Origin of the sequence: Brucella oryzae (assembly GCF_041929965.1) — a bacterium.
Lineage (GTDB): Bacteria > Pseudomonadota > Alphaproteobacteria > Rhizobiales > Rhizobiaceae > Brucella > Brucella oryzae.
On the sequence record NZ_JBHEEO010000008.1, the window covers coordinates 1 to 22479 of the forward strand.

The window sequence follows — 22479 nt, forward strand, 5'->3', positions numbered from 1 at the left end:
GGCTGGTTTCTTCAACATATCCCAATGAATCACAAAACCCCAGGCATAGCCAGGGGTTTGTCAGCAGCCTGAGGCGCTGTTTTACAGCGCCTTTTCTATTGGTCATAGTTCTAAATCCGCTGAATGCGCAGTGTCGGCTTGCGACTTCGCCGGTTCTGTCAGCGCGACTTGTCCGCAGATGAAATCTGCTCGCCATCTTCTTTGGTGAATGAAGCAACCGGGTTCTCCAGAAGCGGCAAAACCAGTTCGGAGGGACGGCACAGCCGGGTGCCGCGCGGCGTTTCGACAATCGGCCGATTGATCAGAATCGGATGAGCCATCATGAAATCGATCAGCTCGTCATCGGTCCATTTCGGATCGGACAGCCCGAGTTCGGCATAGGGTGTGCCTTTCTCACGCAGCAGCTCGCGCGGCGTCAGATTCATTGCGGCCAGCAAACCGACCAGGCGTTCGCGCGTGGGTGGGGTCTGCACATATTCGACTATGACAGGTTCTTCACCGCTGGCGCGGATCATCGCCAGCGTATTGCGTGAAGTACCGCATTTCGGATTATGGAAAATAGTGATGGTCATCGAAACTTTCCGCCGTGGCCAGTGAATGAAGGAATCATGTTTTTAGCTGTTTTCGTCATTCTCGATAGAAAATTCCATCCTGTCAGCCGAAAAACGGGTCAGCGAATACTGGATCGGCCGTCCTTCCGTGTCGATGTTTACCGCGCGCGCCGTAAGCACGATGGCGCCGGGAGACAGTTTCAGGTTTCCAAGGTCTTCCGGGTCGGCATGACGGGCCGATATGACGGTCGATTTTCGCAGGTAATCGGCAATGCCGGCTGCTTTGAACGCAGCCGTGATCGAGCCGCTTTCCGCATAATCCTCCGCAAAGGAAGGAAAGCGTGCGGCATCGATCCAGTGGGTCGCAATCGAAATGGAGTAGCCATCGGCATTGTGCATCGTTTCAAGCCGGATCACGTCGTCACCGGGATGCAGCGCCAGCGCATGAGCAATATCCGGAGAGGCGGGTTCGATACCTGAAGCCAGCAAAATCCCCCGCATATCCCGCACCTGCGAAGCCAGCGATTGCGAAATGCGGGTGCGCCGCCCGATCTGGTAGGTGAGGCGCCTTGCATTGGCAACGAAAGTGCCGCGCCCTTGTTCGGCACGCAGCACGCCTTCCTGCGTGAGTGCTGCAATGGCGCTGCGCACCGTATGGCGATTGACCCCAAACCTGTCGGCAAGTTCCATCTCGGCAGGCATCCGAGCACCGGACTGAAGCTTCCCGGCCCTGATCTCGCCGCGTATCTCGTCGGCAATCTGCCGCCAGATGGCAACGCCGCTGTTTCTCTCAATTCGTCTCGTCTTTGTCATCAACTGTCATCGTCCTGTCATTGGCAGGGTGTATCCATTCTGATATTGTATAGTTGTCTATATAACTAGACAAATCGGAAGAGCAAGTCAACAAGATCTCAAAGGGCAGGGAAGCTCATGTACGGTACGGAGCAGAGTGCGAAGGGAGGCGGAGCCGGTTCCGCCACTGAAAGCGGAAAGGCACCGGATGCCGTGCAGATTGCACGGCAGGCAAGCATGGCAGTTCTTGCGCGTGCAAGTGGCGAAGAACTGCAAGCCTTCTGGCAGGCATGGTCCGACAAGCCGGAATTCGAAGTTCTGCGCGGGCCGGAAACCGGTCTCGTAATGCTGCGAGGCCGCATCGGCGGCGGGGGTGCCCCCTTTAATGTCGGCGAGGCAACGGTCACGCGCGCGACGGTGCGGCTTGCCGATGGTTCGGTCGGTCATTCCTACGCACTTGGCCGCGATCAGGAAAAGGCGCGCCTTGCCGCTCTTTTCGATGCGCTGTGGCTGGATGGAGGCCGCCGCGATGCGGTGGAAACGCAAGTGCTGAACGTCTTGCGCCAGCGGCTCGACGACGCCGACGCCACGCTGCGCAGCGAAGCTGCCGCCACCAAGGTTGATTTCTTCACAATGGTCCGGGGAGACAATTGATGCTCCATAATTCTCCAGCTTTCGAGGGTGGCTTCGCCAATCCGGTGACGGATGCGCAATCGGCTTTTCATGCCGTCATGCACGCCATGGCCAATCCCGGCCGCATCTATCCGCTGGCTCGCGCAGCCACACCGCCGCAGCCACTGACGCCTGAACTGGGTACTATTGCAGCAACCCTGCTCGATCATGACGCGACGGTCTGGTGCGATGCAGCGATAGCTACCGATCAAGATGCAACCGCCTGGCTTACTTTTCACACCGGCGCGCCGCGTGTCGATAGAGCCGACGCGGCGCAATTTGCTCTGGTCAGCAATCTATCGCTGCTGCCGTCCCTGGCAGAGTTTTCGCAGGGCGATGCCGAGTTTCCTGATCGTTCGACAACCATTGTTCTCGCTGTTGCATCGCTGACAAGCGGGCAGGGTTTTGTACTCAAAGGCCCCGGTATCGATGGTGAACGTGCGCTTCACGTCGAAGGTCTGCCGCAGGACTTCATCAATCAATGGCGCGAGAACGGTGCACAATATCCGCTGGGCATTGATCTTGTTCTGGTCTGCGACGGTGCTGTTGCAGCGCTTCCCCGCACAACGCGCGTAAGCAATCTGGAGGGCTGAAAATGTATGTTGCCGTAAAGGGTGGCGAAACAGCCATCCGCAATGCCCACCGTCTTCTTGATGATCGCCGTCGCGGCGACCGTTCGGTCCCGGCACTACGTCTCGATCAGATTGTCGAGCAGCTTGCGCTGGCGGTTGATCGCGTCATGGCCGAAGGTTCGCTCTATGACCGCGAACTGGCCGCACTTGCCGTCCGTCAGTCGCGCGGCGATCTGATCGAGGCGATCTTTCTGGTGCGCGCCTACCGCACCACCTTGCCGCGCTTTGGCTACTCCCGTCCGATGGAAACCGCCCAGATGCTGATCGAGCGCCGTATTTCGGCGACCTATAAGGATCTGCCCGGTGGCCAGCTTCTGGGGCCGACTTTCGATTATACGCATCGGCTTCTTGATCCGGATCTGGCAGGCGATGTGGTCGTGCCGGAACCGGAAATGCGTGAAGCTGAAATCCAGGAAACCCCGCGCGTAACCGATATTCTCGGCGTCAACGGGATGATCGAGGATGACGGTTCCCTGCCGGACGATCATGAACCGGGCGATCTCACCCGCGAACCCTGGACATTTCCGATGGAACGCGACCTACGCCTTCAGGCACTGGCGCGTGGCGACGAAGGCTTCCTGCTGGCGCTCGGCTATTCCACCCAGCGCGGTTATGGCAACAACCATCCGTTTGTTGGCGAAATCCGCATTGGCGAAGTGGATGTCGAGTTCGACGTGCCGGAACTCGGCTTTGCCGTCTCGCTCGGCCGCGTGCAGCTGACCGAATGCCAGATGGTCAACCAGTTCAAGGGGTCGGCCAAGCAGCCGCCGCAATTCACGCGCGGCTATGGGCTGGTGTTCGGCCAGAGTGAGCGTAAGGCCATGTCCATGTCGCTCTGCGACCGTGCGCTGCGTGTTCGCGAGTTCGATACGGATGTGACCGCTCCCGCACAGGACGAGGAATTCGTCATTTCCCATTCCGACAATGTGCAGTCCACCGGCTTTGTCGAGCACCTGAAACTGCCGCACTACGTGGATTTCCAGGCAGAACTCGATCTCATCCGCCGCATGCGGGCGGAATATGAAGAAGCGCAGCACCAGAACAAAGAGGCCGCCGAATGAGCGATCTGGCCAATTACAACTTCGCCTATCTGGACGAACAGACCAAGCGGATGATCCGCCGCGCCATCCTGAAGGCAATTGCCGTTCCGGGCTATCAGGTGCCTTTCGCCAGTCGTGAAATGCCGATGCCCTATGGCTGGGGCACCGGCGGCGTGCAGGTAACCGCCTCGATCATCGGGCCGGATGATGTGCTGAAGGTCATCGACCAAGGGGCGGACGACACGACGAACGCCGTCTCGATCCGCGCTTTCTTCCAGAAGACTGCCGATGTTGCCGTGACCACCCATACGGGCGAGGCGACGATCATTCAGACCCGTCACCGCATTCCGGAATATCCGCTGACCGAAGGGCAGGTGATCGTCTATCAGGTGCCGATCCCGGAACCGCTGCGTTTTCTGGAGCCGCGGGAAACCGAGACGCGCAAGATGCACGCGCTGGCCGAATATGGCCTCATGCATGTGAAGCTCTACGAAGATATTGCGCGTCACGGCCATATCGCCAAGACCTATGATTATCCGGTGATGATCGAGGGGCGTTATGTGATGGCACCGTCGCCCACGCCGAAATTCGACAATCCGAAAATGCATATGTCTCCGGCATTGCAGCTGTTCGGTGCCGGTCGTGAAAAACGCATTTATGCCGTCCCGCCTTACACGCAGGTGGTGAGCCTCGATTTCGAGGATCATCCGTTCGAAGTGCAGAAGTTCAAGGACCCATGTGCGCTCTGCGGCGCGAAGGGCGTCTATCTGGATGAAGTCGTGCTGGATGATCGTGGCGGCTCGATGTTCGTCTGCTCCGACACCGATTTTTGCGAAGACCGTCAGGCCAACGGCCATTTCGGCCATCTGGCTGCGAATAAGGAGGCAGCAGAATGAACAACGAACCTCTGCTGAGAGTAAACAGCCTGTCGAAGTTTTACGGCAATCGTCGCGGCTGTGCAGACATTTCCTTCAATCTGTGGCCGGGCGAAGTGCTGGCCATCGTCGGTGAATCCGGTTCTGGCAAGACGACGCTCCTGAACAGTCTGGCAACCCGCCTGGAACCGACTTCCGGCACGGTTGAATACCGGATGCGCGACGGTGAATTCCGCGATCTCTACAAGATCGGCGAGGCGGAACGCCGCTTTCTGATGCGGACGGACTGGGGCTTTGTTCACCAGAACCCGGCAGATGGATTGCGCATGACCGTTTCGGCGGGTGCCAATGTCGGCGAACGCCTGATGGCCGTCGGTGAACGTCATTATGGCAATATCCGCTCGACAGCCACGGAATGGCTCGGTCGTGTTGAAATTGCCTCAGACCGTATCGACGACCAGCCGCGCGCCTTCTCCGGCGGTATGCGCCAGCGCTTGCAGATTGCCCGCAATCTGGTGACCGCTCCGCGTCTTGTCTTCATGGATGAACCGACCGGCGGTCTCGATGTGTCTGTGCAGGCGCGCCTTCTCGACCTTCTGCGCGGCCTTGTCAGCGATCTCGGCCTTTCGGTTGTCATCGTGACCCACGATCTAGCAGTGGCGCGTCTTCTGTCCCATCGCATCATGGTCATGAAAGACGGCCATATTGTCGAACAGGGCCTGACCGACCGCGTGCTGGACGATCCGCAGGCGCCATATACGCAGCTACTCGTGTCGTCAATTCTGCAGGTTTAGTAAACTAAAACAGATATTTGTAGCATGTTGTCCCTAAATTAGCCGAACTTCATGCGCGAGGTGAAAAATGTCTATGTTGCAAACATCAACCCCGCTCGCCGTCACCGATGTCACGAAAACCTTCGTCATGCATCTTCAAGGCGGCATCGAACTTCCGGTCGTTCGCGGCGTGAATTTCGAACTCCATGCCGGTGAATGCGCCGTGCTTGGTGGCCCTTCGGGCGCGGGCAAAAGCTCGATCCTGAAAATGGTCTACGGTAATTATGCGGTCAATGGCGGTTCAATCCTGATCCGTCATGCCGACGCGGTTGTCGATCTTGCCACCGCCGATCCGCGTGAAGTGCTGGCGGTGCGTCGTGACACGATTGGCTATGTCAGCCAGTTTCTGCGCACGCTGCCACGCGTTGCGGCAATCGATGTGGTTGCCGAACCGCTGGTTGCGCGCGGCGTTGATCGTGAAGCGGCGCTGAATCGCGCGCGCGAACTTCTGGCGCAGCTCAATCTGCCCGAACGGCTGTGGGCCTTGCCGCCGGCGACCTTCTCCGGCGGTGAACAGCAGCGCGTGAACATCGCGCGCGGTTTCATCACGGATCATCCGGTGTTGCTGCTTGATGAGCCTACCGCCTCGCTCGATGCGAAGAACCGTGCGGTCGTGGTCGATCTCATCAAGGCCAAGAAGGAGCAGGGCGTCGCCATGCTCGGCATTTTCCACGATGAAGACGTGCGCACGGAAGTTGCCGACCGGATTATCGACGTGACGGCTTTCTCTCCGAGGGGGCTGGCATGACCAAACTCTCGGTGGAGCCGCTGGTGCAAGGAACCGCTATCGTCAGCGGTTGCACACTTGGTCGCTATACGGAGATTGGTGAGCGCAGCCGCGTTTCGGAAACCGTGCTGGGCGACTATTCCTATCTCGGCGTCGATTGCGAAATCTGGTGCGCGGAGATCGGCAAGTTTTCCAATATCGCAAGCCATGTGCGCATCAACGCCACCAACCATCCGACATGGCGTCCGACGCTGCATCATTTCACCTATCGTGCCGGTGATTACTGGCCGGAGGAAAAGGATGAGACGGAGTTTTTCGAGTGGCGTCGCGGCAATGCGGTGAAGATCGGTCACGACACTTGGCTCGGCCATGGCTCCACCATCTTGCCGGGTGTGACGGTTGGCAATGGTGCCGTTGTCGGTGCTGGTGCGGTGGTGAGCAAGGATGTGGCCCCCTATACGATCGTGGGCGGTGTGCCTGCGCACCTCATTCGTGAGCGCTTCGATGCAGCGACCGGTAATCGTCTGGATCGATTGGCCTGGTGGGACTGGAACCATGAGCGTCTGCGCGAAGCGCTCGATGATTTCCGTGCGCTCGATATCGAAGCTTTCCTCTCGAAATATGAAACACCCGCCAATGCAAATGCGGTGATGAAAGAGCTATCCAATGGCTAATGAAATCGTTCTGAAAAATGCGCAGATCGTACTCGCTGACGAGATTGTTTCCGGTTCAATCCTGATCCGTGACGGCAAAATCGCAGCCATCGATCAAGGCAATGCCAATGGCGGCGATGACATGGATGGCGATTATGTCATTCCGGGTCTGATCGAGCTGCACACGGATCAGCTGGAAAGCCATTATGCGCCGCGTCCGAAAGTGCGCTGGAATGTCGATGCAGCGGTTCAGGCGCATGATGCGCAGGTCGCAGCGTCCGGCATCACGACGGTTTTCGATGCGATGCGCGTCGGCACGGACTATGACCGCGACTTCGTGGGCACGGATATGCGGATGCTTGCGGATGCCATCGAAAGCGGTGTTCGCGAGAATCGCCTACGTGCCGACCACTTCCTGCATCTGCGCTGTGAAGTTTCCTCAGCGGACTGCCTTGAGACATTCGAGCTTTTCGCAGGTGACGACCGCGTAAAACTTGCTTCGCTGATGGATCATGCGCCTGGCCAGCGTCAATTCGTTGATCTTGAGACCTATCGCACCTATTACATGCGCAAGATGAAGCTCACGGATGAGGAGTTCCGGGTGCATTGTGAAAAGCGCATGGCGGATTCGGACGCCTATTCGGCCAAACATCGCCGCGCCATTGCGGAACTGGCAGCAGCGCGCAGCATCGTTCTGGCCAGCCATGATGATGCGACCAGCGCGCATGTCGATGAATCACTCGACCACGGTGTGCGGATCGCCGAATTTCCGACCACGATAGAAGCCGCCAATGCCTCGAAAGGTGCAGGGCTTTCCATTCTGATGGGCGCGCCGAACATCGTTCGCGGCGGCTCGCATTCCGGCAACATCGCCGCGCGCGATCTGGTGGACAATGGCAGCCTCGACATCCTGTCGTCGGATTATATTCCGTTCAGCCTTATTCAGTCGGCATTCGGTCTGGCTTCCGGCGAACGCCCGATTGCGTTGCCGGATGCGATCCGACTTGTAACCAAGAATCCTGCTGACGCGATGGCTATGGATGATCGCGGCGAGATCGCTATTGGAAAGCGAGCCGACCTGGTTCGCGTGCGTCCGAAAGGTGCAATTCCGGTTGTCCGCACTGTCTGGCGCGAAGGCGAGCGGGTGCTTTGATGCAGATGCAATCCGATATGCCGAAAGGCTGTTTCGTTGCCGTCGTCGGCCCCAGCGGGGCCGGCAAGGACACGATCATGGATGCGGCGCGTGTGGCTCTTGCGGGCGACACGCGTTTTCATTTCGTACGCCGTATCATCACGCGTCCGCAAATGCCGGGAACGGAAGATCATGACAGTCTGGATGAAGCGAGCTTTGCAAAGTCGGCAGGTGAGGGCGCTTTCGCCCTGCACTGGCAGGCGCATGGTCTGAGCTATGGATTGCCGAAATCGCTCGAGGATGAAATCGCTGACGGTACGGTGGTGATCGCCAATGTCTCGCGTCGGGTCTTGAGCGATATCCGCAGGCTCTACACGTCGCGCTCAGTGGTGATGATAACGGCCCGACCGGACGTTCTGGCAGAACGGCTTGCCTTACGCGGTCGCGAAAGCCGGGAGGAAATCGCGGCGCGGCTTAAGCGCGAAGTGAGCTTCGATGACGGTGCCGGGGATGTTGTCACAATTGACAATTCCGGCAATGTCAGTGCGTCCACAGAGTCTTTCCTTCAACATTTGAAGGAAATAACTGTAAAAACAGTCGCTTAAATAAATTCTCTATAGCGATGTGTAAATTTACACAAACGTCATTATGCTTTCATCGCAGTGTCATGGAAGCAATTCAGATTAAGCATGAATGGAGACGAATTCATGCTTCAACTGAAAAACATAACGCGCCGCTATAATGACAAGGTGGCGGTTTCGGGCGTGGACCTCGAAATCGAACCGGGCACGTTTGTGGGAATTATCGGGCGCTCAGGCGCGGGCAAATCGACGCTTCTGCGCATGATCAATCGCCTTGTCGAGCCTTCAGAGGGAACCATTCACTGGGATGGCCGCGACGTTACCGGGCTGAAAGGCTCAGGCCTGCGGGACTGGCGCGCGCAATGCGCCATGATTTTCCAGCATTTCAATCTGGTCGACCGTCTGGATGTCCTGACCAACGTCCTGATGGGGCGCCTGAACTATGTTTCGACGCCCAAGTCGCTCCTGCGCATCTGGAGCGATGAAGAACGTCTGATCGCGCTTTCCGCCTTGCAGCAGTTCGACATTGCGCATCTTGCAGCGCATCGCGCCGATGAACTTTCGGGTGGCCAGCAGCAGCGTGTGGCGATTGCCCGCGCTCTGGTTCAGCAACCCCGCATTATTCTCGCAGACGAGCCGATTGCATCGCTCGATCCGCGCAACACCCGCAGCGTCATGGACGCTCTGCGTCGCATCAATCGCGAATATGGCATTACGGTTCTTTGCAATCTGCACTCGCTCGATATTGCGCGCAGCTATTGCGACCGTCTCGTCGGTATGTCGGCTGGCAAGATCGTATTCCGCGGCACACCGTCAATGCTGACCGAAATGGCGGCGCGAGACCTTTACGGCATGGAAGCTGCTGACGTCATCGATGCAGATGAGCAGGACGAAACAATGCCAATGCCGGTTCCGCAGTCGGCCGAAGCCGTTCTGCGCCAGCTTTCCGCCTGAGCGCACAAAGCTCCGGAAAAAAACACGCTCCAAACTCAGGATTAACAGGAGATACCTATGCTTAACCGTAGAAACTTTCTGGCGGCTGCTGCGCTTACCGCAACGCTGACCATGCCAATGATGGCCTCCACCGCTCAGGCTGCCGACTGGAGCAAGGATTATCCGGAAATCGTTCTGGGTGTGATTCCAGCCGAAAACGCCTCGACCACTTCTGACCGTTATGCGCCTCTGGCCGCCTATCTCGGCAAGGAACTTGGCACCAAGGTCACGCTGCGCGTCGCCAACGACTATGCCGCTGTCATCGAAGGCCAGCGCGCCGGTAACATCCAGATCGCATTCTATGGCCCGGCTTCCTACTCCCGTGCCGTGATGACCGGCGTTGAAACCACGCCACTTGTCAACCAGCGCCATGACACCGGCGTCAACGGCTATTACTCGGTTGTTTATGTGCGCGCCGACAGCCCGTACAAGACCATGGAAGACCTCAAGGGCAAGACCATTGCTCTCGTCGATCCGAACTCGACCTCGGGCAACAACGCCCCGCGCTTCTTCCTCAACCGCGAAGGCTATAGCGTCGATACGTTCTTCGGTAAGAACTTCTTCGCTGGCAGTCATGAAAACGCCGTGCTCGCTCTCGCGCAGGGTACCGCTGATGCCGCTGCGAATTCCTGGAACTCGGAAGACGATTCCAACCTGACCCGCATGGTCAGCCGCGGCGTTCTGAAAGATGCCAACGGCAAGGCAATGACGAAGGACGATTTCCGCATCATCTTCAAGTCGGACTTCCTTCCTGAAGGCCCATTCGCTGTTCTCAGCACCCTGCCGGACCAGTTGAAGGCCGATATCAAGCAGGCTTTCCTCGACATGCCGAAGAAGGACAAGGCCGGCTTTGACGCGCTTTCCGACGGTAAGGATCAGGAATTTGTAGCGACCGAAGCCAAGGATTATGAGCCGATCATCGAGATGCTCAAGTTCAACGACAAGGCTCGCAAGTCCTGATCCGTGAGAAATTGAAGTGCCCGGAACCTAACCCGTTCCGGGCATTTTCATAGGAAAGATTGCATGACGATATCCTCACTTGACGGCAGTGGAGCAAAAAGCCTGCTTGCCGATTATCGCAGGGAGGTCGGCAAACGGCGTCTCTACGGTATCGCGCTTCTTCTCGCGCTTGTCGTTGTCGCCATTGCTGCCTCCGTCGTTGCCGATGTTCGGCCGGGCACGCTGGTCGAAAATCTCTTTCGCTTTACAAGCTATCTCGGTCGTATTCTGCCGGATCTGACCATTGCCAATTTCCGGGGCGACCTTGCTGCCTGGTATTGGAACCTCGGCGGCTGGCTCAAGATGCTGTTTGAGACGCTGCTGATCGCCTATCTGGCTACCCTGATCGGGGCAGCCGTTGCTTTCGCCGCGTCATTTGCGGCTTCATCCAATATGGCTCCCAATTCGACGGTGCGTTTCATTGTTCGTCGCGGGCTGGAGCTGCTGCGTACGGTTCCTGAAATCGTCTTCGCGCTGCTTTTCGTTATCGCTTTCGGGCTTGGACCGATGGCCGGTGTGCTGGCGCTGATGCTTCACACAACAGGTGCGCTGGGCAAGCTGTTCTCCGAAGTGGTCGAGAACATCGATATGCGTCCGGTGGAGGGTATCCGCGCCTCGGGCGGCTCCGGCCTGCAGGTCATTCGCTTTGCCGTGCTTCCGCAAGTGGCTGCGAATTTCGCTTCCTACGGCCTGCTGCGCTTTGAAATCAATGTGCGCGGCGCTTCCGTCATGGGCTTTGTCGGGGCAGGTGGCATCGGGCAGGAACTGCTCACCTCCATCCGCCAGTTCTATTACAGCGATGTCAGCGCCATCCTGCTTCTGATTATCGTGACCATTGTTGTCATCGATCTCATTACGCAGCGCATTCGTCACGCATTGCTTGGCCGTATTGGTTGAGGAGCATGATCCCGAAAAGTGGGAACCGCCTACGCGGGGAAATTAGTCCACTGGACTAATTTCTAATCCCGCTTCGATCAGAAAAAGATCATGCTCAAACAGAAGAGAGAATTATGACCGATATTGCACAAAGTCTCTCCCGCGAGGCACACGCGCACGAAAAGGAACTCCGGGCGGAACATGCCGAATTGTTCGGCAATGGGCGCACTTGGCGCAATCTGGCGATTTTAAGCGTAGCTCTTATCGCTTCGGTCTGGTTCGCCTTCTACTGGCTCGATTTTTCGCTGCTGCGCATTCTGAACGGTCTCGGTCGCCTTGGCGATTTCGCCTTGATGATGATGCCGCCATCGTCCGGCGGACGTTTCAACCTTTATCTGTGGTCGATGATGGAAACGCTGGCAATCGCCTATCTCGGCACATTGCTGGCGGCAATCCTCGCCTTTCCGTTCGGTTTTCTGGCGGCGAAGAACATTATCCCGAATGTCTTCCTGCATTTCGGCATTCGCCGCTTCCTCGACACCATTCGCGGCGTCGATACGCTGATATGGGCGCTGATCTGGGTGTCGGTGGTGGGGCTTGGACCGTTCGCCGGTATTCTCGCCATCGCCTGCTCGGATTTCGGGGCATTCGGCAAGCTTTTCTCCGAAGCCATTGAAGGGGCTGACAAGAAGCCGGTCGAAGGTGTGGTGTCATCGGGCGGCGGCAGGCTGCACGGTTATCGCTTCGGCGTGCTGCCGCAGGTTCTGCCGCTGATCGGCAGTCAGGTGCTTTACTTCTTCGAGTCGAATACCCGCTCGGCCACCATCATCGGCATTGTCGGGGCAGGCGGCATTGGCGCGCATCTGGCAGAACAGATCAAGGTCCTGAACCTTCAGGATGTTTCCTTCCTGATTATCATGATCCTGATCGCCGTCGCCGTCATCGACTGGTTCTCGTCCAAGCTTCGTCACGCCATGATCGGCAAGAAGGCGCAGAAATCGGCTTAACCGTTGATGAGTGTCTTGATGCCGTCGGCAACGAACTGAACGGCAAGCGCTGCCAGAATGACGCCGAGAAGGCGGGTCAGGATGGAACGACCGGTTTCGCCAAGGAACCGGTCGACGCGCTCCGCCAGCAGCAACACGAGATAGGTAATCAGCAGGCAGACGAAGATAACGCCAAGCAGCGCCAAACGCGGTCCGACACCGTGGAATGAGTCCGACGTCAGCACGATAGCCGAAATCGCGCCCGGACCGGCGATCAGCGGAATAGCGAGCGGGAAGGCGGCTATATTGCGGATATGGTCCTTGGTGATGGCGACCTCCGCGCTCTTTTCCTTGCGCTCCGTTCGCTTCTCGAAAATCATTTCAAAAGCGATCCAGAACAGGAGAAGACCACCGGCAACGCGGAACGCGCCAATGGTAATGCCGAACATGCCGAGGATCTGCGCGCCCGCAATCGCAAAGAGCGCCATCACGATGAAGCCGATGATCGAGGCGCGAAGCGCCACCTGTCCGCGGTGGTGCCGCTCCATGCCGGGCGTCAGGGCCAGAAACAATGGCGCCAGCCCGGGCGGATCGATTGTGACAAGCAGGGTGACGAACGCGCTGAAAACCGTATCGTAGAAACCCATACTGCAAGCGCCCTTCTTGTTGGCATGTTATGCTCGATCGGATACAGGAATTGTAGACGATCGACGGCACATGGTCGACGCAAAGCGCAATGACGGGCAACATCATTGCTCAATCTTTATGTGAATATCTTTTAAGTCATTGAATTGACAAACGGAAATAGGCCGCCGAAACGGTCGCGAAATTGGCGTTTTTTGCTGGTTTCCGTTATAAAGTGACTTTATCGATTCTGTTGAGAAAGAAATCTGAATAGTGTCAGATCAAACGCCTCCACCCGGTTCCGACGATATGAATGGTGGCCCAAACGGCGGCCCTAGCGGTATCGAACCGATTTCCATTATCGAGGAGATGCAGCGCTCCTATCTCGATTACGCGATGAGCGTTATCGTGAGCCGTGCGCTGCCCGATGTGCGCGACGGCCTGAAGCCCGTGCATCGCCGCATTCTCCACGCCATGAACGAGATGAACCTCGCCTACAACCGCCCCTACCGTAAGTCGGCGGGTGTGGTCGGTGAGGTCATGGGTAAGTATCACCCGCATGGCGACTCTTCCATTTACGATGCCCTCGTGCGTATGGCGCAGGATTTCTCCATGCGCGATCCGCTGGTCGACGGGCAGGGCAATTTCGGCTCCATCGACGGCGATCCGCCGGCAGCGATGCGTTACACCGAATGCCGTCTGGAAAAGCTTACCGAATCCATCCTGTCGGATATCGACAAGGATACGGTCGACTTCCAGGACAATTATGACGGTCGCGAGCAGGAACCTGTGGTTATGCCTGCGCGCTTCCCGAACCTGCTTGTCAACGGTTCGGGCGGTATCGCCGTCGGCATGGCGACGAATATCCCGCCACACAATCTCGGAGAAGTCATCGACGGCTGCATTGCGCTAATCGACAATCCGGCTATCGAGCTTGCCGAACTGATGGAAATCATTCCGGGTCCGGATTTCCCGACCGGCGGCATCATCCTCGGACGCGCAGGCATCAATTCCGCCTATACGACCGGCCGCGGTTCAGTGGTCATGCGCGGACGCGCCACCATCGAGCCGATGCGCGGCGACCGCGAAGCCATCATAATCACCGAGATCCCGTATCAGGTGAACAAGGCTTCGATGATCGAGAAGATGGCCGAACTGGTGCGCGACAAGCGCATCGAAGGCATTTCCGATCTGCGCGACGAATCCGACCGCGAAGGTTATCGCGTCGTGGTGGAACTCAAGCGCGATGCCGTTGCCGATGTCGTGCTGAACCAGCTTTACCGCTATACGCCGCTGCAGACCTCGTTCGGCTGCAACATGGTGGCGCTGAATGGCGGCAAGCCGGAACAGCTCAATCTGCTCGATATGCTGCGCGCCTTCGTCGTCTTCCGTGAGGAAGTGGTGACGCGCCGCACAAAATTCCTGCTCAACAAGGCGCGCGACCGCGCGCATGTGTTGGTCGGCCTTGCGATTGCCGTCGCCAATATCGATGAGGTGATCGCACTCATTCGCCGTGCGCCCGATCCGACGACCGCGCGTGAACAGTTGATGGAGCGCCGCTGGCCTGCCGCCGATGTCGCACCGCTGATCCGTTTGATCGACGATCCGCGCCACACCATCAATGAAGACAACACCTACAACCTTTCCGAAGAACAGGCCCGTGCCATTCTCGATCTGCGTCTCCAGCGCCTGACCGCGCTCGGTCGCGACGAAGTAGCAGACGAACTGAACAAAATCGGCGAGGAAATCCGCGATTATCTCGACATCCTCTCGTCGCGCCTGCGCGTGATGACGATCGTCAAGGACGAGATGATTGCGGTTCGCGACGAGTTCGCAACGCCACGCCGCACCGAAATCGGTTTCGGCGGCGCTGAAATGGACGACGAAGACCTGATCGCCCGCGAAGACATGGTCGTCACCGTCAGCCATGCAGGCTATATCAAGCGCGTTCCGCTAACGACCTACCGTGCGCAGCGCCGTGGCGGCAAGGGTCGCTCCGGCATGGCGACGAAGGATGAGGATTTCGTAACCCGCCTGTTCGTCGCCAATACGCATACGCCGGTTCTGTTCTTCTCCTCGCGTGGCATTGTCTACAAGGAGAAGGTCTGGCGCCTGCCGGTTGGCACGCCGCAGTCGCGTGGCAAGGCGCTCATCAACATGCTGCCTTTGCAGCAGGGTGAACGCATCACCACCATCATGCCGCTGCCGGAGGATGAAGAATCCTGGGCAAACCTCGACGTCATGTTCTCGACCACGCGCGGTACGGTTCGCCGTAACAAGCTGTCGGACTTCGTTCAGGTCAACCGTAACGGCAAGATCGCGATGAAGCTCGACGACGAGGGCGATGAAATCCTCTCGGTCGATACCTGTACGGAATTCGACGACGTGCTTCTGACCTGTGCCGGCGGCCAGTGCATCCGCTTCCCCGTCACCGATGTGCGCGTCTTTGCGGGCCGCAACTCGATTGGTGTGCGTGGCATCAATCTGGCCGATGGCGACAAGGTCATCTCCATGGCGATCCTGCATCACGTCGATGCCGATGCGTCCGAGCGTGCCGCCTATCTCAAGCGTTCGATCGCCGAGCGCCGGGCGCAAGGGGCGGATGATGCGGATGATATCGTGGTCGTCGGTGAGGAAGTCGGAACCGAAACCGAGCTCAACGATGAACGCTATCAGGAACTGAAAGCGCGCGAAGAAACCGTGCTGACGGTCAGCGAATACGGTTACGGCAAGCGCTCGTCGTCCTACGAGTTCCGCGTTTCGGGCCGTGGCGGCAAGGGCATCCGCGCCACCGATACGTCGAAGACCGACGAAATCGGCAAGCTGGTCGCCCTGTTCCCGGTCGAGGCGAGCGACCAGATCCTGCTCGTTTCCGATGGCGGACAGCTCATCCGCGTGCCTGTTGACGGTATTCGCATTGCCGGGCGCTCCACCAAGGGCGTCACGATCTTCAACACGGCGGACGGCGAGAAGGTCGTCTCGGTCGAACGCATATCCGAAGCCGATAGCGACGAAGAGAACGGCAATGGCGGCGAGGCAGCTTCCGAAGGCGAAACGCCGGGTGCCGACACCGAGGAATGATCAAGGAGCCGGACTCTTTGTTCTGAACAATGAAAAAGGCCGATGGCGGGAACCATCGGCCTTTTTCAGATGCCAAGACTGGAGGAATTGGCGATCACACAAACTCTTTGCCAGCAAGCTCCAACGCTGTTGCGTGAACTCGGCTGGTAATATTCAGCGCGAACGCATGTTGCGCAAGCTATTGATGTCAAATGCCACCTGACGCACGCGCTGACGCTTTGCTTCATTCTCTTCGAGAAGCAGTATGATTGCCGATGCAGCCATTGCGACCATCATGGATAATGCCAGAAGAAAGATCATCATCGTGTTATCCTTTCGACATACATACGCTTCAGAAGCGAAAAGGTTGCACCAAACTTGCACCTATCTTGGTAAATCGGTTGTGAACTTGTCGTGAAATCGCTGTTCATATCGCGTTCATCTGTTTTCTTGGTTTCTGTTTTCTTATCGCAGTGGTTCTTGTTGAAAATCTGTTCAGAAAAGGCTAGCTGGAAGAAATGACGATCGCGATCTATGCGGGCTCCTTCGACCCGGTGACAAACGGCCATATGGATGTCCTCAAAGGTGCCCTGCGCCTTGCCGACGAGGTTATTGTCGCAATCGGCGTTCATCCCGGCAAAAAACCTCTCTTCACCTTCGAGGAGCGTGTGGCGCTCATCGGTGGAAGCTCCAAGGCTATATTGGGCAAAGATGCAGGTCGGGTTTCGGTCATTTCCTTCGACGGGCTGGTCATCGATGCGGCACGCAAGCATGCCGCACAATTGATGGTGCGCGGTTTGCGCGACGGCACCGATCTCGACTATGAAATGCAGATGGCAGGCATGAACGGCACCATGGCACCGGAATTGCAGACCGTGTTCCTCCCGGCGGACCCGGCAGTGCGCACGATTACCGCCACATTGGTTCGCCAGATTGCCTCCATGGGCGGCGATATAAAGCCCTTCGTTCCTGCAGCTGTTGCCGCTGCCTTGAACGCCAAATTCAAATCCTGACCACAGGGAGTTTTTCGATCATGTCTTTCATTCGTTCAGCGGTTGCTGCCGTTGCATTTTTTGCGCTGTCGCAAGGGGCGGTCCAGACGGCTTTCGCCGCCAATGCCGAGAACACCATGGTTCTCAAGCTGAAGGACGGCGACGTTGCCATCCAGCTTCGCCCCGACCTCGCACCGAAGCATGTGGCACAGATCGAAAAACTGGTGCGCGACGGCGCCTATAACGGCGTTGCATTCCACCGCGTCATCCCAGGATTCATGGCACAGACCGGCGATGTGAAGTTCGGTAACATGGACAAGGGTTTCAATGCGTCTCGCGTGGGCACTGGCGGTTCCGACTATCCGGATATTCCGGCAGAATTTTCCAAGGAACCCTTCGTGCGCGGCACGGTCGGCATGGCCCGCAGCCAGAACCCCAATTCGGCCAATTCGCAATTCTTCATCATGTTTGCGGACGGCGCGTTCCTTAACGGCCAATATACTGTGGTCGGCAAGGTTGTCAGCGGCATGGATGTCGTCGACAAGATAAAGAAGGGTAGCGAAGCCGATAATGGCGCCGTGGAAAACCCTGACAAGATCATCAAGGCCACGCTTCAGGCCGACAAGAAGTAAAATACAAGGAGAGGCCCAATGGCTTACAAAGACCCTGAAAACACGCTCGTTCTTGAAACCACCAAGGGCAATGTCGTTCTCGAACTCTACCCCGACCTCGCGCCGGATCATGTTGCACGCGTCAAGGAACTGGCTCGCGAAGGCGCTTATGACGGCGTCGTGTTCCACCGCGTGATCGACGGCTTCATGGCGCAGACCGGCGACGTCAAGTTCGGCAAGACCGGCGGCGCTCATTTCAATGGCTCGCGCGCTGGCATGGGCGGTTCGGACAAGCCGGACCTGAAGGCTGAGTTCTCCAACACGCCGCACAAGCGCGGTACGGCTTCAATGGCACGTTCGGCCAACCCGAATTCGGCCAATTCGCAGTTCTTCATCTGCTTTGCCGACGCTCCGTGGCTCGACCGCCAGTACAGCGTCTGGGGCCAGGTCATCGAAGGCATGGACAATGTCGACAAGATCAAGCGCGGTGAGCCTGTATCCGATCCGGACACGATCGTGACGGCCCGCATCGCTGCCGACATCTGATCCTGCCGATTCCATTGAGAAATTACGGCTCCGGTTCATGCCGGGGCCGTAATTTGTTTACCACATTTCCGAACGCAAAACCGCTTCGCACTTTTGCTGGAAATGCTTTAGAGGTTCATAATGCGTGTTGATCTTTTCGATTTCGATTTGCCGGAAGAGAGCATTGCTCTGCGTCCAGTAGAGCCGCGTGACCATGCGAGGCTGCTGCGTGTCCGCCCCGGCCAGCCATTCGAGGATCGACAGGTGTTCGAGCTGCCTGATCTGTTACAGCCGGGCGATGCCCTTGTTTTCAATGATACCAAGGTAATACCGGCGCAGCTTGAAGGCATGCGCGAGCGCGACGGCAATATTTCGCAGGTCAGCGCAACACTGCATATGCGCACCGGACCTGATCGCTGGAAAGCATTCCTGCGTCCAGGAAAGCGCGTGAAGGAAGGCGACCGTATTCGTTTCGGTCATTCCGGTTCTAGCTGCTTCCTTGGCACGCTTGATGCCACCGTGACAGAAAAGGGCGATGCAGGCGAAGCGCTTCTTGTGTTCGACCTTTCCGGTGCCATACTGGACGAAGCCATCGCCTCGGTCGGACACATTCCGCTGCCACCCTATATCGCTTCGAAGCGGGCTGAAGACGAGCGTGATCGCAAGGATTACCAGACGGTTTACGCGCGTGAAGAAGGCGCTGTCGCGGCTCCCACTGCCGGATTGCATTTCACGCCTGACCTTCTTGAAAGAATCAAGGCGAAAGGGGTTGAAGAACATTTCGTAACGCTGCATGTGGGGGCAGGGACGTTCTTGCCGGTCAAGGCCGATGACACCACCGACCACAAGATGCATTCGGAAATCGGATATGTGTCGCAGCGAACTGCCAATGCGCTCAATGCTGTGCATGAGCGAGGCGGCAGGATCATCTGTGTCGGTACGACATCGCTGCGCCTCATCGAAAGTGCGGCGGGCGAGGATGGCATCATCCGTCCATGGGCAGGCCCGACCGATATTTTCATCACGCCCGGCTACCGCTTCCGGGCCGTCGATCTTCTCATGACCAATTTTCATCTGCCGCGCTCGACGCTGTTCATGCTGGTATCGGCCTTCAGCGGCTTCGAGACGATGCGCGCCGCCTATGACCATGCCATCAGCAACGGCTATCGCTTCTATTCCTATGGTGATGGCAGCTTGCTTGAGCGAGCCGACAAAGCTAAAGACCCCGCATGACAACAGAAAATTTTGAATTCAAGGTGCTGGCTACCGATGGCGCGGCGCGTCAGGGCGAGATTTCCATGCCGCGCGGCGTGGTGCGCACGCCTGCCTTCATGCCGGTCGGTACAGCTGGCACGGTCAAGGCCATGTATATGGACCAGGTGAAAGAACTTGGCGCAGATATCATCCTTGGCAATACCTATCACCTGATGCTGCGGCCGGGCGCCGAACGCGTGGCCCGACTGGGCGGCCTGCACGAATTCGGTGGCTGGCAAGGCCCGATCCTGACCGATTCCGGCGGATTTCAGGTCATGTCGCTCGCGCAGTTGCGCAAGCTGAACGAGCATGGCGTGACCTTCCGTTCGCATATCGACGGCAAGCCTTATGAAATGACGCCGGAACGTTCCATCGAGATTCAGGGGCTGCTCGATAGCGATATCCAGATGCAGCTTGATGAATGCGTGGCGCTGCCGTCGCCGGAAAAGAACACCGAGCGCGCCATGGAACTGTCGCTGCGCTGGGCCGAGCGCTGCAAGGTCGCTTTCGGCAACCAGCCGGGCAAGGCGATGTTCGGCATCGTGCAGGGCGGCGACGTCGCACGGCTGCGCGAGAAATCGGCGGAAGCGCTGAAAGCGATGGACCTCAAGGGGTATTCCGTCGGTGGGCTTGCGGTCGGCGAGCCGCAGCAGGTCATGCTCGACATGCTGGAAGTGGTCTGCCCGATCCTGCCTTCGGAAAAGCCGCGCTATCTGATGGGCGTCGGCACGCCAGACGATATTTTGAAGTCGGTAGCACGCGGGATCGACATGTTCGATTGCGTGATGCCGACGCGTGCTGGCCGACATGGCCTGGCCTTCACGCGGTTCGGCAAGGTGAACCTGCGCAATGCGCGCCATGCAGACGATCATCGTCCGCTCGATCCGGAATCGGATTGCCCGGCGTCACGCGACTATAGCCGCGCCTATCTGCATCATCTGGTGAAGTCCGGTGAAGCGCTTGGCGCAATGCTGCTGACCTGGAACAATCTCGCCTATTATCAATATCTGATGAAGGGCATCCGTGCTTCGATTGCCGATGGGCGGTTCAATGATTTTGCCGCTGAAACCTCGGAAGGATGGGCGAGGGGCGATATAGCCCCGCTCTGATTCGCAAACTGCCAGAATGAAGGGCGCCCGGCGTCCTTTTTCATTATAGCTGTCAGTTTTCTGTCAGCATGTCTTCCAAACGGACGAGAACAGCGCGCTGTTCCTCATCATTCAGAATTTCACATTCCATCAGTTTGGAGCATTCGAGACCCGCGACGGCCAGATAGACGATCAGCGCCGTATCGGAATCGGTTGTGTCCTTGATCATGCGGTCGAGAAAAGTCCTGTGATATTGCCGAACCGGCACCATGAAGCCGGGGTCTTCGGCAAGCGCGGCCAGAACGCCGCAAGCGGGCGGCTCATCGTCGGCCTGAACCCGGTAAACATCGAGGAAAGCCCGCGCCACACGATTTTTGTCACCTTTCTGGAGTGTTTCCTGAACCTCCATAGCGTGTTCGTGTTCTTTCATATATTCTTCGACCACCGCTTCGAGCAGTTTGGCCTTTGTCGGAAAAGAATAAAGCAATCCGCCTTTTGAAAGCCCCGCACGGGCTGCTACAGCATCGAGAGAGAGATGAGCGGGTCCGATCTCACGGGCAAGCTCGGTAGCAGCGCGCAAAATACGTTCACGCGACGAGACCTTCTTTTTTGTTAGCAATTTACTGGTGTCTCCTGACAGTTCGTATGTTGACAATACCGTCCAGACGGTACAGTTATTCGCCACTTTCATTCAAGTAAAATACGCGCGACCTTTGCGTGAATGCGAAAGAAGGCGCCGCGGTCAATCCCCCAACCCTGATCGATCAGGGAGCCATCTGGAGTGCATCCGCAATGATCAAGCGCCTTATTCTGGCAATAATATTCCTCGTGATCGTCGTTGGAGGCCTTGTTGGCTTTAACCTGTTCCGATCACAGGCCATCAAAGACTTTTTCGCAAATATGCAGCAGCCCGCCCAGACGGTTTCGACCGTTACCGTGGAGCCGGGCGTCTGGAAGCCGGGTGTGGAAGCCATCGGCACGGCCAATGCGCTCAACGGCGTCGATCTGACCGTGCAGCTTGACGGTCTCGTGGAGAAAATCAACTTCAAGGCCAATCAGGAAGTCAAGGAAGGCGACGTCTTGCTGCAAATGGAAAACAGCATCCAGAAGGCTGACCTTGCAGCCGCAGAAGCCGAAGCTGTTCTTGCCCAGCAGAACCTGAAGCGTGCCGATACACTGCGCACGCGCGGCGTCGGCGCTGTGTCGAATGTCGATACGACAGCTTCGGCTGCCGATGCTGCAAACGCGCGCGTTGAAAAAATGCGTGCAACGCTGGCGCAGAAGTCCGTCAAGGCTCCATTCTCCGGCGTTATCGGCATTTCCAAGGTCGATCTGGGCCAGTATCTGACCCCCGGCACGATCATCGCCACGCTGCAGAACACTGACGTGATGCGTATCGACTTCACCGTTCCCGAACAGTCGCTGTCATCGATGAAGCTCGGACAGACCGTCAAGGTCGGCTCAAGCGCGGATGCGCTCGACTTCACCGGCACGATTGTCGGTATCGACCCGAAGATTGATCCTGCGACCCGTCTCGTCTCGGTGCGGGCCGAAGTGCAGAACCCGGATCACAAGCTGACACCGGGCCAGTTTGTGCAGGTTCGCGTCGAACTGCCGGAAGAAGAGAATGTCATCGCTCTTCCGCAGACTACGATCATCTCCAGCCTTTATGGCGACTACGTCTATGCGGTTCGTCCGGAACAGAAGCAGGAAGGCGCGAAGGCTGCCGAAGGCGAAAACGCCGCCAAGGCTCCTGCAGCCGATGCTAAGCCGGAAGAAGGCCAGAAGCAGGTCGCGCAGCAGGTCTTCATCAAGCTTGGACGCCGTTATTCCGGTCTTGTCGAAGTGACGAGCGGTCTCAAGGCTGGCGACATCATCATCACGGCAGGCCAGAACCGGCTTTCGCCCGGTGTTCCGGTGAAAATCGACAACACCGTCAATCCGATTCCAGCCGGCCAACCGGCTGACAAGCAATAGGCGATC

The 22479-nt window shown here is 57.7% G+C and carries 25 protein-coding genes; 20 read left to right on the forward strand and 5 right to left on the reverse strand.

Annotation, left to right across the window (positions count from 1 at the left end):
* Positions 1–158: 158 nt before the first annotated feature.
* Both arsC and phnF read right to left on the reverse strand, forming a co-directional pair.
* The gene (arsC, locus tag JNC70_RS10335) at positions 159–572 is read right to left on the reverse strand and encodes an arsenate reductase (glutaredoxin) (RefSeq protein WP_104756221.1); all 414 of its coding nucleotides are present in this window, start codon (positions 570–572) and stop codon (positions 159–161) included.
* Between the two features lie 42 nt (positions 573–614).
* Entirely contained in the window at positions 615–1367 is a 753-nt protein-coding gene (gene phnF, locus JNC70_RS10340; protein WP_208623466.1) for a phosphonate metabolism transcriptional regulator PhnF, read from the reverse strand.
* Positions 1368–1481: 114 nt separating this feature from the next.
* Between phnF and phnG the strand changes: the two genes are divergently transcribed.
* From phnG to phnE (JNC70_RS10405), 13 genes are all read left to right on the forward strand, one after another.
* Entirely contained in the window at positions 1482–1997 is a 516-nt protein-coding gene (gene phnG / locus JNC70_RS10345) for a phosphonate C-P lyase system protein PhnG (protein WP_104756223.1), read from the forward strand.
* Positions 1997–2608, forward strand: coding sequence for a phosphonate C-P lyase system protein PhnH (gene phnH, locus JNC70_RS10350; protein ID WP_104756224.1), 612 nt, complete (start codon positions 1997–1999; stop codon positions 2606–2608). The genes phnG and phnH overlap by 1 nt, the downstream gene beginning before the upstream one ends.
* Positions 2609–2610: 2 nt before the next feature.
* Positions 2611–3708 carry a carbon-phosphorus lyase complex subunit gene (locus tag JNC70_RS10355; protein WP_104756225.1) on the forward strand — a complete coding sequence of 366 codons (1098 nt, stop codon included), beginning with the start codon at positions 2611–2613 and terminating at the stop codon, positions 3706–3708.
* Positions 3705–4583, forward strand: a complete 879-nt coding sequence (locus tag JNC70_RS10360; protein ID WP_104756226.1) for an alpha-D-ribose 1-methylphosphonate 5-phosphate C-P-lyase PhnJ — start codon at positions 3705–3707, stop codon at positions 4581–4583. Before JNC70_RS10355 ends, JNC70_RS10360 begins: the two co-directional genes overlap by 4 nt.
* On the forward strand, positions 4580–5356 hold the full coding sequence (gene phnK, locus JNC70_RS10365; RefSeq protein ID WP_104756227.1) for a phosphonate C-P lyase system protein PhnK: 777 nt from the start codon (positions 4580–4582) through the stop codon (positions 5354–5356). The genes JNC70_RS10360 and phnK overlap by 4 nt, the downstream gene beginning before the upstream one ends.
* A 67-nt stretch (positions 5357–5423) precedes the next feature.
* The gene (gene phnL, locus JNC70_RS10370; RefSeq protein WP_208623467.1) at positions 5424–6143 is read left to right on the forward strand and encodes a phosphonate C-P lyase system protein PhnL; all 720 of its coding nucleotides are present in this window, start codon (positions 5424–5426) and stop codon (positions 6141–6143) included.
* Positions 6140–6796: a DapH/DapD/GlmU-related protein gene (locus JNC70_RS10375; protein ID WP_104756229.1), complete on the forward strand. Its 657-nt coding sequence runs from the start codon at positions 6140–6142 to the stop codon at positions 6794–6796. The genes phnL and JNC70_RS10375 overlap by 4 nt, the downstream gene beginning before the upstream one ends.
* Positions 6789–7928 carry an alpha-D-ribose 1-methylphosphonate 5-triphosphate diphosphatase gene (locus JNC70_RS10380; protein WP_104756230.1) on the forward strand — a complete coding sequence of 380 codons (1140 nt, stop codon included), beginning with the start codon at positions 6789–6791 and terminating at the stop codon, positions 7926–7928. The genes JNC70_RS10375 and JNC70_RS10380 overlap by 8 nt, the downstream gene beginning before the upstream one ends.
* 5 nt (positions 7929–7933) lie before the next feature.
* On the forward strand, positions 7934–8512 hold the full coding sequence (phnN, locus tag JNC70_RS10385) for a phosphonate metabolism protein/1,5-bisphosphokinase (PRPP-forming) PhnN (RefSeq protein WP_104756414.1): 579 nt from the start codon (positions 7934–7936) through the stop codon (positions 8510–8512).
* A gap of 102 nt (positions 8513–8614) precedes the next feature.
* Complete coding sequence (gene phnC / locus JNC70_RS10390) at positions 8615–9442, forward strand: phosphonate ABC transporter ATP-binding protein (protein ID WP_211693857.1); 828 nt, start codon at positions 8615–8617, stop codon at positions 9440–9442.
* Positions 9443–9499: 57 nt separating this feature from the next.
* Entirely contained in the window at positions 9500–10441 is a 942-nt protein-coding gene (gene phnD / locus JNC70_RS10395; RefSeq protein ID WP_104756231.1) for a phosphonate ABC transporter substrate-binding protein, read from the forward strand.
* 63 nt (positions 10442–10504) lie between these two features.
* The gene (gene phnE, locus JNC70_RS10400) at positions 10505–11377 is read left to right on the forward strand and encodes a phosphonate ABC transporter, permease protein PhnE (RefSeq protein ID WP_104756232.1); all 873 of its coding nucleotides are present in this window, start codon (positions 10505–10507) and stop codon (positions 11375–11377) included.
* Positions 11378–11490: 113 nt separating this feature from the next.
* A complete protein-coding gene (phnE, locus tag JNC70_RS10405) occupies positions 11491–12363 on the forward strand; it encodes a phosphonate ABC transporter, permease protein PhnE (protein ID WP_104756233.1) in 873 nt (290 codons plus the stop codon).
* On the opposite strand, the gene JNC70_RS10410 is transcribed toward phnE (JNC70_RS10405), so the two are convergent.
* Positions 12360–12989 (reverse strand): MarC family protein, encoded by a 630-nt coding sequence (locus JNC70_RS10410; RefSeq protein WP_104756234.1) that lies wholly within the window; start codon positions 12987–12989, stop codon positions 12360–12362. The two genes, phnE (JNC70_RS10405) and JNC70_RS10410, sit on opposite strands and share 4 nt — an antisense overlap.
* A 286-nt stretch (positions 12990–13275) precedes the next feature.
* On the opposite strand from JNC70_RS10410, the gene gyrA reads away from it, so the two are divergent.
* Positions 13276–16047: a DNA gyrase subunit A gene (gene gyrA / locus JNC70_RS10415; protein ID WP_104756235.1), complete on the forward strand. Its 2772-nt coding sequence runs from the start codon at positions 13276–13278 to the stop codon at positions 16045–16047.
* Between the two features lie 153 nt (positions 16048–16200).
* Here gyrA and JNC70_RS10420 read toward each other — a convergent pair whose 3' ends face one another.
* Positions 16201–16350, reverse strand: a complete 150-nt coding sequence (locus JNC70_RS10420; protein ID WP_162929761.1) for a hypothetical protein — start codon at positions 16348–16350, stop codon at positions 16201–16203.
* Positions 16351–16544: 194 nt separating this feature from the next.
* Here JNC70_RS10420 and coaD point away from each other — a divergent pair, with 194 nt between their 5' ends.
* From coaD to tgt, 5 genes are all read left to right on the forward strand, one after another.
* Complete coding sequence (gene coaD, locus JNC70_RS10425; protein WP_104756236.1) at positions 16545–17039, forward strand: pantetheine-phosphate adenylyltransferase; 495 nt, start codon at positions 16545–16547, stop codon at positions 17037–17039.
* A gap of 20 nt (positions 17040–17059) precedes the next feature.
* Entirely contained in the window at positions 17060–17650 is a 591-nt protein-coding gene (locus JNC70_RS10430; RefSeq protein WP_104756237.1) for a peptidylprolyl isomerase, read from the forward strand.
* Positions 17651–17668: 18 nt separating this feature from the next.
* Positions 17669–18175 carry a peptidylprolyl isomerase gene (locus JNC70_RS10435; RefSeq protein WP_104756238.1) on the forward strand — a complete coding sequence of 169 codons (507 nt, stop codon included), beginning with the start codon at positions 17669–17671 and terminating at the stop codon, positions 18173–18175.
* Between the two features lie 120 nt (positions 18176–18295).
* Entirely contained in the window at positions 18296–19387 is a 1092-nt protein-coding gene (queA, locus tag JNC70_RS10440) for a tRNA preQ1(34) S-adenosylmethionine ribosyltransferase-isomerase QueA (protein WP_104756239.1), read from the forward strand.
* Positions 19384–20517, forward strand: coding sequence for a tRNA guanosine(34) transglycosylase Tgt (gene tgt, locus JNC70_RS10445; RefSeq protein WP_104756240.1), 1134 nt, complete (start codon positions 19384–19386; stop codon positions 20515–20517). The genes queA and tgt overlap by 4 nt, the downstream gene beginning before the upstream one ends.
* A gap of 52 nt (positions 20518–20569) precedes the next feature.
* On the opposite strand, the gene JNC70_RS10450 is transcribed toward tgt, so the two are convergent.
* A complete protein-coding gene (locus JNC70_RS10450; protein ID WP_374788590.1) occupies positions 20570–21187 on the reverse strand; it encodes a TetR/AcrR family transcriptional regulator in 618 nt (205 codons plus the stop codon).
* Positions 21188–21288: 101 nt separating this feature from the next.
* Here JNC70_RS10450 and JNC70_RS10455 point away from each other — a divergent pair, with 101 nt between their 5' ends.
* Positions 21289–22473 carry an efflux RND transporter periplasmic adaptor subunit gene (locus tag JNC70_RS10455; RefSeq protein WP_104756242.1) on the forward strand — a complete coding sequence of 395 codons (1185 nt, stop codon included), beginning with the start codon at positions 21289–21291 and terminating at the stop codon, positions 22471–22473.
* Positions 22474–22479: the final 6 nt, after the last annotated feature.

What these genes read in the sequence shown, in the direction of transcription:
- arsC (WP_104756221.1), bottom strand. Translation starts at nt 572, where the DNA reads ATGACCATCACTATTTTCCATAATCCGAAATGCGGTACTTCACGCAAT.
- phnG (WP_104756223.1), top strand. Translation starts at nt 1,482, where the DNA reads ATGTACGGTACGGAGCAGAGTGCGAAGGGAGGCGGAGCCGGTTCCGCC.
- phnH (WP_104756224.1), top strand. Translation starts at nt 1,997, where the DNA reads ATGCTCCATAATTCTCCAGCTTTCGAGGGTGGCTTCGCCAATCCGGTG.
- JNC70_RS10355 (WP_104756225.1), top strand. Translation starts at nt 2,611, where the DNA reads ATGTATGTTGCCGTAAAGGGTGGCGAAACAGCCATCCGCAATGCCCAC.
- JNC70_RS10360 (WP_104756226.1), top strand. Translation starts at nt 3,705, where the DNA reads ATGAGCGATCTGGCCAATTACAACTTCGCCTATCTGGACGAACAGACC.
- phnK (WP_104756227.1), top strand. Translation starts at nt 4,580, where the DNA reads ATGAACAACGAACCTCTGCTGAGAGTAAACAGCCTGTCGAAGTTTTAC.
- phnL (WP_208623467.1), top strand. Translation starts at nt 5,424, where the DNA reads ATGTCTATGTTGCAAACATCAACCCCGCTCGCCGTCACCGATGTCACG.
- JNC70_RS10375 (WP_104756229.1), top strand. Translation starts at nt 6,140, where the DNA reads ATGACCAAACTCTCGGTGGAGCCGCTGGTGCAAGGAACCGCTATCGTC.
- JNC70_RS10380 (WP_104756230.1), top strand. Translation starts at nt 6,789, where the DNA reads ATGGCTAATGAAATCGTTCTGAAAAATGCGCAGATCGTACTCGCTGAC.
- phnN (WP_104756414.1), top strand. Translation starts at nt 7,934, where the DNA reads ATGCAATCCGATATGCCGAAAGGCTGTTTCGTTGCCGTCGTCGGCCCC.
- phnC (WP_211693857.1), top strand. Translation starts at nt 8,615, where the DNA reads ATGCTTCAACTGAAAAACATAACGCGCCGCTATAATGACAAGGTGGCG.
- phnD (WP_104756231.1), top strand. Translation starts at nt 9,500, where the DNA reads ATGCTTAACCGTAGAAACTTTCTGGCGGCTGCTGCGCTTACCGCAACG.
- phnE (WP_104756232.1), top strand. Translation starts at nt 10,505, where the DNA reads ATGACGATATCCTCACTTGACGGCAGTGGAGCAAAAAGCCTGCTTGCC.
- phnE (WP_104756233.1), top strand. Translation starts at nt 11,491, where the DNA reads ATGACCGATATTGCACAAAGTCTCTCCCGCGAGGCACACGCGCACGAA.
- JNC70_RS10410 (WP_104756234.1), bottom strand. Translation starts at nt 12,989, where the DNA reads ATGGGTTTCTACGATACGGTTTTCAGCGCGTTCGTCACCCTGCTTGTC.
- gyrA (WP_104756235.1), top strand. Translation starts at nt 13,276, where the DNA reads ATGAATGGTGGCCCAAACGGCGGCCCTAGCGGTATCGAACCGATTTCC.
- JNC70_RS10420 (WP_162929761.1), bottom strand. Translation starts at nt 16,350, where the DNA reads ATGATGATCTTTCTTCTGGCATTATCCATGATGGTCGCAATGGCTGCA.
- coaD (WP_104756236.1), top strand. Translation starts at nt 16,545, where the DNA reads ATGACGATCGCGATCTATGCGGGCTCCTTCGACCCGGTGACAAACGGC.
- JNC70_RS10430 (WP_104756237.1), top strand. Translation starts at nt 17,060, where the DNA reads ATGTCTTTCATTCGTTCAGCGGTTGCTGCCGTTGCATTTTTTGCGCTG.
- JNC70_RS10435 (WP_104756238.1), top strand. Translation starts at nt 17,669, where the DNA reads ATGGCTTACAAAGACCCTGAAAACACGCTCGTTCTTGAAACCACCAAG.
- queA (WP_104756239.1), top strand. Translation starts at nt 18,296, where the DNA reads ATGCGTGTTGATCTTTTCGATTTCGATTTGCCGGAAGAGAGCATTGCT.
- tgt (WP_104756240.1), top strand. Translation starts at nt 19,384, where the DNA reads ATGACAACAGAAAATTTTGAATTCAAGGTGCTGGCTACCGATGGCGCG.
- JNC70_RS10450 (WP_374788590.1), bottom strand. Translation starts at nt 21,187, where the DNA reads ATGAAAGTGGCGAATAACTGTACCGTCTGGACGGTATTGTCAACATAC.
- JNC70_RS10455 (WP_104756242.1), top strand. Translation starts at nt 21,289, where the DNA reads ATGATCAAGCGCCTTATTCTGGCAATAATATTCCTCGTGATCGTCGTT.